The following is a 14,114-nucleotide window of genomic DNA, read 5'->3' on the forward strand; positions in this document are numbered from 1 at the left end:
GAGGATCCATGACCGTCGGCCCCGACACCCCCTGGCGCGGAATCCATGTCGCGACGCCGCTGCCGCTGCGCAGCGACCTCTCCGTCGACTACGACGCCTACGCGGAGCACGTCCGCTTTCTCGCCGCCGGTGGCTGTGACGGCGTCTGCCCCAACGGCTCCCTCGGCGAGTACCAGACGCTGTCCGACGAGGAACGCGCCCGGATGGTGCGCACCGCCGTCGAGGCGTCCCCCGAGGGCCACACCGTGATGCCCGGCGTGTCCGCGTACGGCGCGCTGGAGGCCCGCCGGTGGGCCGAGCAGGCGGCCGAGGCGGGCGCCGACTCGGTGCTGCTGCTGCCGCCCAACACCTACCGCGCCGACCGCGAGGGCGTGGTGGCGCACTACCGCGAGGTGGCCGCGGCCGGCCTTCCGGTCGTTGCCTACAACAACCCCCATGACACCCGGGTCGACCTCACCCCCGACCTGCTGGCCGAACTGCACGCCGAGGGCCTGATCGTCGCGGTCAAGGAGTTCAGCGGAGACGTCCGCCGCGCCTATGAACTGGCCGAACTCGCCCCCGGCCTCGACCTGATCATCGGCGCCGACGACGTCCTGCTCGAACTGGGCCTGGCCGGGGCGGTCGGCTGGATCGCCGGCTACCCGGGCGTCCTCCCGGAGAGCTGCGTGGAGCTCTACCGGCTCGCCACCTCCGGCGAACCCGCCGACATCGCCAAGGCCCTGCCGCTCTACCGCGATCTGCACCCGCTGCTGCGCTGGGACTCCAAGACCGAGTTCGTCCAGTCCATCAAGCTGTCCATGGACGTCGTCGGATTGCGCGGCGGCCCCTGCCGCCCGCCCCGCACCCCGCTCCGGCCCGAGATCGCCGAGCGGGTCGTCCGGGACACCGAAGCCGCTGTCGCCAGGGGATACAAGTGAGATCCAGCCGTGTCTTCCACACCGTCGAATCCCATACGGAGGGCATGCCCACCCGGGTCGTGGTCGGCGGCGTGGGCGTCGTCCCGGGGGAGACCATGGCCGAGCGCCGCTCGTGGTTCATGGCCAACCGCGACGACGTACGCACCCTGCTGATGTACGAGCCGCGCGGCCACTCGGCGATGAGCGGCGCCATCCTGCAGCCGCCGACCACCCCCGAGGCCGACTGGGGCGTGCTGTTCATCGAGGTCAGCGGCCTGTTGCCGATGTGCGGCCATGGCACCATCGGAGTCGCCACCGTGCTGGTGGAAACCGGCATGGTGGAGGTGCGCGAACCGGTCACCGTCATCCGGCTGGACACCCCGGCCGGGCCGGTGACGGCCGAGGTGGCGGTGGAGGACGGCCGCGCACGCTCGGTGACCCTGCGCAACGTCGTCTCCTTCGCCCACGCCCTGGACCGTACGGTCGATGTGCCCGGCCTCGGCAAGGTCCGCTACGACATGGCGTTCGGCGGCAACTTCTACGCCATCGTCGAGCTGGCGGAGCTGGGCCTGCCGTTCGACCGGCAGGCCGGGAACGAACTGCTGGCGGCCAGCCTGGGGATCATGGCCGCGATCAATGAGCAGGACGAGCCGGTCCACCCCGAGCGCCCCGACATCCGTGGCTGCCACCACGTCTACCTGAAGGCGCCCGGCTCGACGGCTGCCCACTCCCGGCACGCCATGGGCATCCACCCCGGCTGGTTCGACCGCTCGCCGTGCGGCACCGGCACCAGCGCCCGTATGGCGCAGCTCCACGCCCGGGGCGAACTGGCCGTGGGGGCGGAGTTCGTGAACGAGTCCTTCATCGGCACGCGCTTCATCGGGCGGCTGATCGAGGAGACTGAGGTGGCCGGACGACCCGCCGTGGTGCCCACCATCACCGGGCGGGCATGGGTCACCGGCACCGCCCAGTACACCCTGGATCCGGACGACCCCTTTCCGGCCGGATTCCTGCTTTAGAAAGAGGCAACCCAGTTGGACGGCGAACGGCCGGTCACGGAGGAGTCGACGACGCACCTCCGCACCGTGGGAAAGCGTGAAATCCTCCGTGACCGGGTGCGGAACGCCCTGCGCGCCGCGATCATCTCCGGAGAGCTGACACCCGGCACGGTGTATTCCGCGCCGACGCTGGCCGCCAAGTTCGGGGTGTCCTCCACCCCGGTGCGCGAGGCGATGATCGACCTGGTCAAGGAGGAGCTGGTGGTGGCGCAGCCCAACAAGGGCTTCCTCATCACCGAGGTCTCCGAGCAGGACCTGGACGAGGTGACGGCGGTGCGGCTGCTGGTCGAACCGCCCTCGGTACGGGCCGTGGTGCCGCTGGTCCCGGCGGAGGCATTCCCCGAGCTGCGGGAGCTGGCCCAGCGGATCGTGGAGGCCGCCGAGAAGGGCGACCTCATCGGCTATGTCGAGGCCGACCGGGTCTTCCACCTCGCCCTGCTGGCGCACGGCGGCAACCGGCGGCTGCTGGACGTGGTGTCCAGCCTCCGGGCCCAGACCCGGCTGCTGGGTCTCGCACCGCTGGTCCGCAAGGGCAACCTGGTGGAGTCCGCGGCGGAACACCACCAGCTGCTGGACTTCGTCGAGTCCAGGAACGCCGAGGCGGCGGAGCTGTTCATGCACCGCCACATCGGACACGTACGGGGCATCTGGGCGGGCGGCACATGACGGGGCCGGTTCCGCGCGCTGACACCGCCGACCTGGTGGTGATCGGGGCCGGGGTGGTCGGCGCGGCCGCCGCGTACTTCGCGGCCCGCGCCGGGCTCCGCGTCACCGTCGTCGACCGTGGCCCGCTCGCCGGCGGCACGTCCAGCGCCGGCGAGGGCAATCTGCTGGTCTCCGACAAGGAGGCCGGACCCGAACTCGACCTCGCCCTGTTCTCCCAGCGGGTCTGGCGCGAGGACCTGGCCGAACACGCCGGGTTGTGGGAGTTCGAGGCCAAGGGCGGTCTGGTGGTGGCCGCCACCCCGGGCGGTGCGGACGCGCTCGCCAAGCTGGTCGTGGAGCAGCGCGCCCAGGGGATCGAGGCCGTCGACGTACCGAAGGACGAACTGCCGGACTACGAGCCCCATCTGTCGCCCGAACTCGTCTCCGGCGCCTTCTACCCGCAGGACGCACAGGTCCAGCCCATGCTGGTGGTGGCGCATCTGCTCCGTATGGCGCGGCAGGCGGGCGCGCGGGTACGGACGGACACCGAGGTCACCGGGTTCCTCCGGACCGGCGAGCGGATCACCGGAGTCCGCACCAGCCGCGGCCCGCTCAGCGCCCCCGCCGTGCTCAACGCCGCGGGCACCTGGGGCGGCGCGGTCGCCGAACTGGCCGGGGTGCGGGTGCCGGTGCTGCCGCGGAGGGGATGCGTCCTGGTCACCCAGCCGCTGCCGGTCATGGTCCGGCACAAGGTGTACGCGGCGGAGTACGTGGGCGACGTGGCCAGTTCGGACGCGGCGCTGCAGACCTCACCCGTCGTCGAGGGCACCCGCGCGGGCACCGTCCTGATCGGCTCGTCCCGGGAACGGGTCGGCTTCGACCGCGAGGTTCCGCCGTCCGTCCTCGCCGCACTGGCCCGCAACGCGATCGCGCTCTTCCCCTTCCTGGCCTCCGTCCAGGCCATCCGCAGCTATCTGGGCTTCCGGCCGTACTGCCCCGACCACCTGCCGGTGATCGGCCCCGACCCGCGGGCCCCCGGGCTCTGGCACGCCTGTGGCCACGAGGGCGCCGGAGTGGGCCTGTCCGTGGGGACCGGCAAGCTGCTCGCGCAGGCCATGACGGACCGCCCGACCGGCCTGGACCTGAGCCCCTTCGCGCCCGAACGATTCGAACAAGCCCTGCCCGGCGACGAGGTGAGCCCCGATGCCCCCTGAGACAGCACAACCCTTCGACCTGTCCTTCGACGGGCGGACCATCCACGCCCGGCCGGGCCAGAGCGTCGGGGCGGCGCTGGTCGCGGCCGGGGTGGTCGCCTGGCGCACCACCCGTGGGGAGGGCAGGCCGCGCGGGCTGTTCTGCGGGATCGGCGTCTGCTACGACTGCCTGATCACCGTCGACGGCCGCCCCGACCAGCGGGCCTGTCTGGTGCCCGCGGCCGACGGTATGCGGCTGGAGTCCCGACGTACGGGGAGGGACACCGATGCGCGGGAACGCTGATGCTACGGCCGATGTGGCGGTGGTCGGCGCGGGCCCGGCGGGGATGGCCGCCGCGGTCGAGGCGGCGTCGGCCGGGCTGACCGTGGCCCTGGTGGACGCCGGCGAGCGGCCCGGCGGCCAGTACTGGCGGCACGGTCCGCACGACGAGGGACCCGTACGAGGTCAGCACGGCCGCCGTACGTTCGCCGCCCTGCGCGCGGGCCTGGTCCGTACGGGGACCCGTACGCTCTTCGGACACCAGGTGTGGCTCATCACCCGCGACGCCGACCGGTTCACCCTCCATCTGCGGCCCACGCACGACGGCCGCGGACCGGGGCCCGGACCCGGGACCCGGACGCTGACCGCGCGTTCGCTGATCCTCTGCCCGGGTGCGTACGACCGCCAACTCCCGGTGCCCGGCTGGGATCTGCCCGGCGTCATGGCGGCCGGCGGGGTGCAGGCCCTGCTCAAGGGGAGCGGCACCCTGGCCGGGCGGCGGGCCGTGGTGGCGGGGACGGGACCGTTCCTGCTGCCGGTGGCCACCGGCCTCGCCGCGGCGGGCGCCGAGATCGTCATGGTCTGCGAGGCCAATCCGCTCCGCGGCTGGCTGCGCGACCCGGGCGGCGCGCTACGGGAACCGGCCAAGGCGGTCGAGGGCGCCCAGTACGCCGCGCTCCTCGCCCGGCACGGCATCCCGTACCGCACCAGGACCGTGGTCACCGAGATCCGCGGCGAGGACCGGGTGCGGTCCGTCCGTATCGCGCCGCTGGACCGCGACGGACGCCCGCGCAGCGCTGTGCGGATCGAGCTGGACGCCGATCTGGTCGCGCTGGGCTGGGGGTTCACCCCGTCGCTCGAACTGCCGCTGATGGTCGGCGCGCGCACCCGGCTGGACACCGACGGCTCGCTGGTCGCCGTGGTCGACGCCCGGCAGCGAGCCGATGTGCCCGGCGGTCCTGGTACCCCCGGCGTTTATCTCGCGGGGGAGGCCACCGGGGTCGGTGGTGCCGTGCTCGCCGTCCGCGAGGGCCGGCTGAGCGGGCTCGCCGCGGCAGCCGACCTGGGACGGACCATCGACGAGGGCCGGGTACGCCGACTCCAGCGGGCGATCCGCAGGGGCCGGCGCTTCGCCGCCGCCCTGCACACCGCCACTCCGGTGCCACCGGGCTGGACCGACTGGCTCGACGGGTCCACGCTCATCTGCCGCTGCGAGGAGGTGACGTACGGCGATCTGTGCCACGCGGTCCGCGAACTCGGCGCGAAGGACCCTCGGACACTGAAGATGCTGGCCCGGCCCGGTATGGGGATGTGCCAGGGACGGGTGTGCGGCTTCGCGACCGCCCAGGTGGCGGCGGCGCTCACGGGCGGTTCACCCGGCACGCCCGGCACGCCCAGTGCGGACGATCTCCTTCCGCTGGCCCGCCGACCGCTGGCCACACCGGTGACGCTCGGCGAAATCGCCGCGCTGGACGAGGAGTCCTGACGCGCGCGCACTCAACCGTCTGACGCCTGCCGGGTGGCGGCCCGTGCGCGGTCGTTGCTGAGCACCGTCTCCAAGTACTCCGCGATGGCGTCCCGGTTGCGCACCAGACAGCCGATGCGCTCGGTCATCCGGTCGCGTTCGTGCTCCAGCGTGGCGATCATCTCCGGTGTGGCGTCCGAGAAGTGGATGATCCGGGGCTTGTCGAGGCAGGGGAGGATCTGTTTGATGATCCGGGTCGGCAGCCCGGCGTCGAGCAGGCCCCTGATCTGCAGGACCCGGTCCACGAAGCGCTCGTCGTAGTCGCGGTAGCCGTTCGGGCAACGGTCCGCGGCGATCAGCCCCTGCTCCTCGTAGTAGCGCAGCAGCCGGCGGGGGGTGCCGGTGAGCTCCGACAGCTCTCCGATGCGCATGTGCTCCACCTCGTACACACTCGCTTGACCTTCACATCTATGTGATGGTTCGAGCATACGCGGCGTGCGCAACGACACCACACCACAAGCCGGTTCCCGCCCCGGAACCGAGGACCAGAAACTTCCTCTGCCCGCGCTGCTGGCGCTGGCCACCGCCGTCTTCATCACCAGCCTGACCGAGACACTGCCCGCGGGCGTGCTGCCCGCGATGGGCGCCGACCTGGGGGTCGGCGAATCCGCGATGGGGCAGTCGGTGACGATCTACGCGATCGGGACCGCGCTCACCGCGATCCCGCTGTCCGCGGCCACCGCGGGATGGCGCCGCAAGCGGCTGCTGCTGACGGCCATGGCGGGCTTCGCCGTCGCCAACACGGTCACCGCGGCCTCGGCGAGCTACCCCCTGACCATGGCCGCCCGGTTCGTCGCCGGGGTCGCGGCGGGCCTGGCCTGGGCGCTGCTGGCCGGATACGCCCGCCGTATGGCGCCCGTCGCGCTCCAGGGCAAGGCGGTCGCGGTCGTGATGACCGGCATACCGATCGCCCTCTCGCTGGGGGTGCCCGCGGGCACCTTCCTCGGCGAAGTGCTCGGCTGGCGGGTGACGTTCACCCTCATCACCGCGCTCGCCGCCGTCCTGATCGGGTGGATCGCCGCGCTGGTCCCCGACTACCCGGGGCAGCGGCGGGACGGCCGCGCCCCGGTCCTGCGGGCCCTGACCGTCCCCGGCGTGGCGCCGGTCCTGTTCGTCACGCTGGTCTATGTGCTGGCCCACACCATCCTCTACACCTACATCGCCACCTACCTCGACGGGCTCGGCATGGGCGGCTCCACCGACCTCGTCCTGCTGGTCTTCGGCGCCGCCTCCATGGCGAGCATCTGGATCGTGGGCGCCCGCATCGACCGCCGGCTGCGGGCCCTGACCATCGCCGCCACGGTCCTGTTCGCCACCGCGGCCGCCGTCCTCGCGATCCCGGCCGGCAGCCGCGCCCTGGTCTACCTCGCGGCGGCGCTGTGGGGCCTGGGCTGGGGAGGCGTCCCCACGCTGCTGCAGACCGCCGTGGCCGATGCGGGAGGCGACGCGGCGGACTCCGCGCAGGCCATGCTCGTCACCCTGTGGAACGCGGCCATGGCCGGCGGCGGAGTCGCCGGTGGCATCCTCCTCGACCGCCTGGGCCCCGACGCCTTCCCCTGGAGCGTCCTGGCGCTCCTGGCGCCCGTACTGGCCGTGGTGATCGCCGCCCGCGCGCACGGCTTCCCCGCGGAGCGCTCGCGTACGACGTGAGGGGTGCCTACATCTGAGCGTGGCGCTCCGCGGCAGCATGCCACCAGCCGGGCGGGGACGGCCCCACGACCGCCGCGGTCGGCTGGTCGGGATGGAGCCCGAGGCGTCGCAGCGCGTCGGGGTGGACGTGGACCTGGATCCAACCGCGCCGACGGCCGTCGGGCCCGACGCCGCACATCATGTCGCAGCGGATCTCAACCAGCGTGAAGGGCATCCAGTCGATGCCGCGGTCGCGCAGTCAAGCGCGCGCGGCCGCCAGGGGGCGCGGACAGCCGGGCAGGTTCTCGTAGGACGCGATGGTGACCCAGGCGTCCGGGGCCGGAGAGGTCATGGCGTCCATGATGCCCGATAAGCCACGGAGTTGGCGGTCCCGGTCGCCGGGCGACCGGGACCGTTTCTGCCGTACGAGGGCTCAGTACTCGTCCACCGTGGTGCCGTCGGGGACCCGGAAGCAGGCGGAGACGAGATGGAACATGATCCCGGGCTCCGCACCGCTCCTCTCAGCGTCCCTCGCGGTCGGGATCAGCAAGGTGGCCTTCAGGGTGAACTTCTTCCGGGTGGAGTCGGCCATCAGGAACGGGGACTGGGCAACGGTCGACTCCCGCCCCTCGTGGACGATCTCCCAGCCGTGCCGGGGAAGGTCCTCCCTGAGGCCCTGCCAGCCGGCCTCGAGGTCCCCGGCCGGCAGGCCGTACAGCGACCACAGATGGCGGATGACATAGAACGTCTCGGGGTCCAGGTCGCCGCATACGTCCACGCCCGGGCCGGGCGCGGACGTCTTCCCCTTCACCCGCAGCAGGTCGTACAGCTCACTGGAGAGCCGCCTGGCCTCCTCCCGGAGCGCGGGGACCTCCCGCACCTCGGGCGTATAGCCGAGACCGAGGTCATCGGAGCCGGAGTCGGGTTCGGAGCCGGATTCGGAGTCGGACATCGAAAACTACCCCCGCTACTTCAACTGGACCTCGTCGTAGCGTCCCACCACGACTCTCGCCTGGTTCTCCAGGCTCTCCGAACCGGCCAGCCAGTAGTTTCCGTGCCCATGGGTGTCGGTGGCCATCTGGTTGGCGCCGAAGATGGGGTCTTTGGGGGTGATGAACTGCGTCAGACCTTCGTGGTGGCCATGGGTGGGCGCGCCCCACTTGGGCACCCAGTCACCCTCTGCCTTCTGGTTCCACACATGCCCCTCGGGCACGTCCAGATCCTTGGCCCGCCCGACCTGGACGCCGGGGCTGCCGCTGAGCATCACATCGTCCGCCTCCAGGGTGCCCTGGCGGGCGGCGGAGCCCACCACCACGGTGCCGTAGCTCTGCCCCTGCACCGACAGGTGGTCGTTCGCCGATGGGTCGTGGGCGGTGTGCAGCCCCGACAGGAATTGATTGAGATCCGGCCCCGCTTTGTCCGCGTATTTGTCCTTCATGGCTTCCGGGAAGAAGTTCTGCGGAGCGTCGTAACCGTGCCAGGTGATGGTCGACACCTTGGGGTCGCCTGGCATCGCGCTGGCCGCCTGCCACAGGTTGGTGCCCGCGATGACGGGTTTGTTGATGCCGCCGAGCGTGCCGTTGGTGCCGCCGACCATCACGGCGGTGTGATCGGCCTTGTCCGGGTCGCCGTTCGCGATGATCGCGCGCCCGTTCTTCTCGGGGTCGAAATCCAGCAGATACGCGGGCGGCAGCCCGTCGCCGGTCGGTTTGTATCCGGAGGGCCGGGTGTTGTCGAAGGCGTCGACCTTCCCTGTGTCGTCGAAACGCATCTGAATGCGTTTCATACCGTTGAGGGAGGACTCCAAATGCTTCTTATGCTCGTCCCACTTGGTCCACTCCCGATTGAGGACCATGGACCGTCCGGCCAGGATGTACTTGGGCTTCGGCTCAGGTGGCAGATTGGCCAGCTCGGTCTGGTACTTCGCCCGCTGCTCGTTGAACCAGACCCGGTTGGCCTCGTCGCGGTCCTCGGCGGGAAGGCCGTCCAGCTTGCCGATGCTCGCCGGATACAGGGATATGTACTCCGCCTGCTCCTCTTTGCTCAGGCTCTTCCACCAGAACGCGTTGTTCTTCGGCGACATGTCCTTGGGGAAGTCCCGCAGATAGTCGCCGACCGTTTTCTTGACGTCTCCGCGGTCCTTCGCGGCGTCGGTCCAGTCGTCTTTGGTGACCGACAGATCGGCCACCGTGATCAGCTTGCCCAGCGTCTTCGCGTACTTGCCGTCCGCGTCCGTCGCGTCCTTGAGCGCGTCACCGATCCGGTCGGCGAACCCCTGCGCCTGCTGCTTCGGCGTCGTCGTCACAAACGGCGTCCCGTTCCCGGGCGGCTCGTACTCCTGGCCTGGCAGCAGGACCAACGGCGGCTTGTACTCCACCGAACCGTCTTCCTTGACGGTCATCCCCGCGTCCCGCGCGTCCTGGACGGCGTTGTCCAGCTTCTTCTTCGCCGCCCGCAACTCCCCGGCCAGCCCGTTCAACGCCGTCAGGATCAGCGCGCACTCCACCTGCATGTAGTGGAAGTTCTCGCTCAGCCGCTCCAGCCGGCCCAGCGCCGCACCGACCCCCTGGCCCTTCAGGCCCCCGCGGAGCTTCGCGTTGATCTCATTGTCCAGCCGGTCCTTGGCCGCACTGGCGCTGCTGCTCACCTTGTGCCAGCCGTCCGCCGCCTGCTCGAACTGGGCGGGGTCGATCGCCTTCAACTGTGCGAAAGTCACCATGGCGCGGATCACCAGCTCCCTGACGGGCCGCCCGGCGGGGGTATCGGCCTCGTATCCTGCGCCTTGAACAGAGTCTCAATCGCCTCGTCCTGATTGGCGAGGTCCTTGCCCGCCTTCTGCAGCTTCCCCATGAGTTCGCCGCATTCATCGCGTACGACCGTCAGCCGGGCCTCCCAGGAGTTGAAGACCCGCTGCTGCATGGACGTGCTCTCCAGCCCCTCGACGCCCTTGCCGGCGACCCCCGCGCCCTCCTGGCCGTGCTTGAGGTCGCCCAGCGCGGTCGTGGCATTCCGGCGCAGATCGTCCAGGGCGTTCGACGCGGTATTCCACGGCCCCTTCGACGATTTCAGATTGCCGTCGGAGCCGCCCTTCCCGCCCCCTTTATTCCCGTCCGCACTCGCCAGCCTGGTTTGGACGTCTTTGTCGCCGCTATCCGTTCCGCCCGCCGCGTCGTAATACGCCTGCCAACGCTCAGACAGTCCTGTGTCCCCCATACTGCCTTCCTCCACCCATACACCATGTTCTTCATGGCAGAACAAGGAAGGTAACAGAGCGCAATAACGGAAGGGAACTTGCCGAGAGCCGGGCTGGGGAGATCCTGGGGTCTGGTTTGTGCGGAGTTTGCAACCGCTGCCGTTCCGCCGCCTGTGCGTGGCGCAACGTGACCGTACCGTGGCTCGGTGAGACGTTCCAGGTCCCCTCCCGGCCCGCGTTGTCAGCAGACGTTGTCAGCAGACGGCGCCGTCCCCTTAGCACTCCGCGACAATCCTATGAGCCCTTGTCGCCGCTGGGGCTCCGGGACCTTGCCGGGGCCCCAGCGGCGGCAGGGCCGCCGCGTGTGCTACGGCGAGAGGATCGCCGTCGCCTTGTCGAGGGCCGGGTCCTTGCCGGTGGACACGTCCGCCTCGGTCAGCGGCGCGTAGTGGTCCGGGGGGACGCCGATACCGTCGATGATCTCGCCGTTCGCGCCGATGGCGCGCTGCGACGGCAGACGGATCAGGCTGGTGTGATCGTTGAGCGCGTACAGGCGGGCGGGGCCGGAGTTCACTCCCGCGGTGCGGGTGCCGACGAGGGCGCCCAGGTGGAGGTCCTTGACGCCCGTCGCGAACACCTCGCACGCGGAGGCGCAGCCGTCGTCGGTGAGCGTGACCATGGGCAGGTGCAGCAGAGGGGTGCTGTTGTCGACGGGCTGAGGGGCGCAGGTGCCGTCGGCGTCGCAGAAGGAAACGGCCGATGCGTCGTGGACGAACGCGCCCATCAGTTTGTTGCCCTCGTCGGCGACGCCGCCGCGGTTGCCGCGCAGGTCGAAGATGATGCCGGTGAGCTTGGTGGTCGCCTTGAGGTCGGCGATGGCCTTGAGGGCTTCCTGGGCGACGCCCGGATAGAAGGCGTCGATGCGGACGTCGGCGATGCTGCCGGCCACCAGGGTGACGTCCACGCGCGGCTTGGGCTGCGCGGGCAGCGGACCGGGAGTGACACGCATGTGCAGGGTCCGGTCGGTGGCGGGGCGCCGTACGGTGAGGGTCACCGGGACGTGCCGGGGATACGACGGGTGGAGGGAGTCCACAACTCCCGGGTTGAGCCGGCCGTTGGTGAAGACCGGGACATTGTTCACCCGCTCGATGACGTCTCCGGGCTTGAGCCCGGCCGCGGCGGCGGGGGTACCGGTGCCGACCGTGGTGACGAAGAGCGGACCCGTGAAGTCCGGGGCGGTCGCGGCCGGGGGGAGGATCCTGTTCAGGCCGATGCCCAGGCCCCACGGGTGGGCGTCCGGAGTGGCACCCGGGCTGCCGGGACCCTGGTAGTCGGCGTGGTTGTCGTGCAGGGCGCTGAGCATCCCCTGGATCGCGGCGACGGCGAGCGAGGAGCGCAGCGCCTGGTCTTCCGGCACCGCGTCCAGCACTTCCTGGAGCCGCTTGGCGAAGAGCGGCCAGTCCTTGTCCCGGTCGCCGGTCAGCGCCGGCAGGACGGCGAACGGCTGGTCGACACCGCGTTTGCGCAGCTCCCGGACGACGGCCTGGGCGGCGTACTGGAGCAGTGGGCGGTCATCGAGCCGGGCGCCGCCGTAATAGTTGTCGAAGATGCAGTAGTACGCCTGCTCCACCGTGCTGACGGAGGTCGGGGCCGGGTCCTGCGCGGGCGGCTGGGGGCTGGTCGGGTCCTGCGGTGCGCAGGCGGCGGGCCGGTCGGCCTGGTGCGGCTCTGCCGATGGGCTGGCGGACGCGGTCAGGGCGGTGATGAGCACGCTGCAGGCGAGTACGGCGATCCCGGTCGTGACCAGTACGCGCCGCTGCCGCGGCAGCCCGATCCGGCGGTGGCCGAGCTTGCGGCCGGCCGACGGCGCTTGGGCGGCGGGGAGTTCCGCCGACGAGGGCTCAATCGGCGCGGCTCGGGTGGCCGCGGGTTCGGCCGGTACGGGGTCGGCCGGCAGGGGCTCGGCCGGTACGGGGTCGGCCGGTGTGGTTGCGGTCGGTGTGGTGGCGGTCGGCAGCGGGTCGGCCGGTGTGTTGCGCATGCGGAGTGCTCCTGAACTCGCGTCGGTCGTGCCGTGGGCGACGCCGTGGGCTACGCCGCGGTCAGTGCGGCGGTCGGTGCGGCGGCGCTGACGGACGTTCTACGCGGCGGGCGGTTTCACAGCGGTTGCGTCGTCATGGCGGTTGCGTCGTCGCGGCGGTTGTGTCGTCGCGGTGGGGAAGCCGACCGTGACGACCAGGCCGCCGCCGGGCTGCGGGGCGGCGGTGAGGGTGGCATCGTGGGCGGATGCGATGGCCGAGACGATGGACAGGCCCAGGCCGAACCCCTGGGACGACGCGTCGCGGGCACCGCTGCCGGTGCGAGCCGGGCCGAGGCGCTGGAAGGGCAGGAGGATCCGCTCGACGGCGTCCGCGGGCACGTCCGGGCCGGTATTGGCGACCGTGAGGACGGCCCGGCCGGCCTGTGTGCCGGTGGTGACGTCCACCTGCCCGCCGGGCATGTTGTAGCGGATCGCGTTGTCCAGCAGATTGGCCACCAGCCGTTCGGCGAGCGCCCGGTGGCCCGAGGAGACGGCCGCGCCGGTCGAGGGGTGAAGCGTCACCTGCCGTTCGTGGGCCGCGGTGGCGCGCGCGGCCACGGCTTCCCGGGCGAGCCGGGCCAGGTCGAAGGGGTGGCGCTCGTCGAGGCCCGCGTGGCCGCGGGCCAGGGTAAGCAGCGCTTCGATGAGCCGTTCCTGCTGCTGTCCGGCGGCAAGTATCCGTTCGTGGGCCGTACGCAGGGACTCGACGGTCGGTTCGGGGTCGGCCAGGGCGACCTGGCCCAGCACGCGCTGGCGGGCCAGCGGCGTACGCAGTTCGTGGGAAGCGTTGGCGACGAACTGCCGCTGCGCCTGGAAGGAACCGTCGAGCCGGGCCAGCAGCGCGTCGAACGTGTCGCCCAGCTCCCGCAGTTCGTCCCGCGGGCCGGCCAGGGCCAGCCGCCGGTGCAAGCTGGTCGCCGAGATGTCCTGTGCGGTGGAGGTGATGGTCCGCAGCGGGCGCAGGACACGGCCGGCCACGACCCAGCCCAGCAGCACGGATGTCAGTGACATCAGGCCCAGGGCGATCCCCGACTGGACCAGCAGGGTGTGCAGCATGGCGGACTTCTGGTGGTCAACGGTCCGCTGTACGTCCTTCTGCAGGGCGGCCATGGCGGTGTCCATGGCGGCCCGATCGCCGGGCTCACCCCCAGGCCGTGTCCCCTCGTTCCCGGGTGCCCGGCCGGCCGGTGCGCTCGGGCCGGGGGAGGCCACTGTCACCTCCCGCTTCAGGACCGTGGGCGGACGGTCGACGGTGCCGGCCACCAGGCCGTACGTGACCGCGAGCAGCGCTGCGCCGGACACCAGGAACAGCCCTCCGTACAAGGCGGTCAGCCGCAAACGTACGGTGCGGCGGGGCAGGCCCGCGCGCACGATCCGGCCGGTGAGCCGACGCAGAGCGGCGGGCGCGAGGCCGCGGACGGCGGCGGGGGTGTGGACGGGCATGTGAACGTGGCGACCTTTCGGCTGGATCCTGCGCTGTGCTCGGTCGGAAGGGTCGGAACGTCCGGCGGCGTAGGTACCCGCGGACAGGCATGGGAGGACGGTGGGGGAGACCGCCGAATGCGACGGCTGAATGCGACGGCCGAATGCGAACGCGCGAAAGAGCCCGGCCGCT

General features: G+C 71.5%; 14 protein-coding genes. 7 read left to right on the plus strand and 7 right to left on the minus strand.

The annotated features are described in order from the left end of the window. Window positions 1–8: 8 nt before the first annotated feature. The 6 genes from ACFV2X_RS18685 (at window position 9) to ACFV2X_RS18710 (ending at window position 5,558) form a co-directional block, all read left to right on the plus strand. A complete protein-coding gene (locus ACFV2X_RS18685) occupies window positions 9–917 on the plus strand; it encodes a dihydrodipicolinate synthase family protein (RefSeq protein ID WP_385617495.1) in 909 nt (302 codons plus the stop codon). Next, complete coding sequence (locus tag ACFV2X_RS18690; protein WP_385617497.1) at window positions 914–1,915, plus strand: proline racemase family protein; 1,002 nt, start codon at window positions 914–916, stop codon at window positions 1,913–1,915. The genes ACFV2X_RS18685 and ACFV2X_RS18690 overlap by 4 nt, the downstream gene beginning before the upstream one ends. Before the next feature lie 66 nt (window positions 1,916–1,981). Then, the gene (locus ACFV2X_RS18695; protein WP_385617499.1) at window positions 1,982–2,620 is read left to right on the plus strand and encodes a GntR family transcriptional regulator; all 639 of its coding nucleotides are present in this window, start codon (window positions 1,982–1,984) and stop codon (window positions 2,618–2,620) included. Beyond that, window positions 2,617–3,813 (plus strand): NAD(P)/FAD-dependent oxidoreductase, encoded by a 1,197-nt coding sequence (locus tag ACFV2X_RS18700; protein ID WP_385617501.1) that lies wholly within the window; start codon window positions 2,617–2,619, stop codon window positions 3,811–3,813. The genes ACFV2X_RS18695 and ACFV2X_RS18700 overlap by 4 nt, the downstream gene beginning before the upstream one ends. Next, window positions 3,803–4,096, plus strand: coding sequence for a (2Fe-2S)-binding protein (locus ACFV2X_RS18705; protein ID WP_385617503.1), 294 nt, complete (start codon window positions 3,803–3,805; stop codon window positions 4,094–4,096). Before ACFV2X_RS18700 ends, ACFV2X_RS18705 begins: the two co-directional genes overlap by 11 nt. Then, window positions 4,080–5,558: an NAD(P)/FAD-dependent oxidoreductase gene (locus ACFV2X_RS18710; RefSeq protein WP_385617505.1), complete on the plus strand. Its 1,479-nt coding sequence runs from the start codon at window positions 4,080–4,082 to the stop codon at window positions 5,556–5,558. The genes ACFV2X_RS18705 and ACFV2X_RS18710 overlap by 17 nt, the downstream gene beginning before the upstream one ends. Window positions 5,559–5,569: 11 nt before the next feature. Here the strand turns inward: ACFV2X_RS18710 and ACFV2X_RS18715 are convergent, their stop codons facing one another. After that, a complete protein-coding gene (locus tag ACFV2X_RS18715) occupies window positions 5,570–5,968 on the minus strand; it encodes a MerR family transcriptional regulator (protein WP_089509166.1) in 399 nt (132 codons plus the stop codon). Between the two features lie 64 nt (window positions 5,969–6,032). On the opposite strand from ACFV2X_RS18715, the gene ACFV2X_RS18720 reads away from it, so the two are divergent. Continuing rightward, complete coding sequence (locus ACFV2X_RS18720) at window positions 6,033–7,247, plus strand: MFS transporter (RefSeq protein WP_385617507.1); 1,215 nt, start codon at window positions 6,033–6,035, stop codon at window positions 7,245–7,247. A gap of 7 nt (window positions 7,248–7,254) precedes the next feature. Here the strand turns inward: ACFV2X_RS18720 and ACFV2X_RS18725 are convergent, their stop codons facing one another. The 6 genes from ACFV2X_RS18725 to ACFV2X_RS18750 form a co-directional block, all read right to left on the minus strand. After that, complete coding sequence (locus tag ACFV2X_RS18725) at window positions 7,255–7,461, minus strand: hypothetical protein (protein ID WP_385617509.1); 207 nt, start codon at window positions 7,459–7,461, stop codon at window positions 7,255–7,257. Window positions 7,462–7,659: 198 nt separating this feature from the next. Beyond that, a complete protein-coding gene (locus ACFV2X_RS18730) occupies window positions 7,660–8,178 on the minus strand; it encodes a hypothetical protein (protein ID WP_385617511.1) in 519 nt (172 codons plus the stop codon). A gap of 15 nt (window positions 8,179–8,193) precedes the next feature. After that, entirely contained in the window at window positions 8,194–9,945 is a 1,752-nt protein-coding gene (locus ACFV2X_RS18735; RefSeq protein WP_385617513.1) for an alpha/beta hydrolase, read from the minus strand. 8 nt (window positions 9,946–9,953) lie between these two features. Beyond that, window positions 9,954–10,454, minus strand: a complete 501-nt coding sequence (locus ACFV2X_RS18740) for a hypothetical protein (RefSeq protein WP_385617515.1) — start codon at window positions 10,452–10,454, stop codon at window positions 9,954–9,956. A gap of 332 nt (window positions 10,455–10,786) precedes the next feature. Beyond that, window positions 10,787–12,460 (minus strand): S41 family peptidase, encoded by a 1,674-nt coding sequence (locus ACFV2X_RS18745; protein WP_385617517.1) that lies wholly within the window; start codon window positions 12,458–12,460, stop codon window positions 10,787–10,789. Window positions 12,461–12,559: 99 nt separating this feature from the next. Next, window positions 12,560–13,942: a sensor histidine kinase gene (locus ACFV2X_RS18750; RefSeq protein ID WP_385617519.1), complete on the minus strand. Its 1,383-nt coding sequence runs from the start codon at window positions 13,940–13,942 to the stop codon at window positions 12,560–12,562. Between the last annotated feature and the right edge of the window lie 172 nt (window positions 13,943–14,114).

It is taken from the genome of Streptomyces sp. NPDC059679 (assembly GCF_042734105.1).
In the GTDB taxonomy this organism is placed as follows: Bacteria; Actinomycetota; Actinomycetes; order Streptomycetales; family Streptomycetaceae; genus Streptomyces.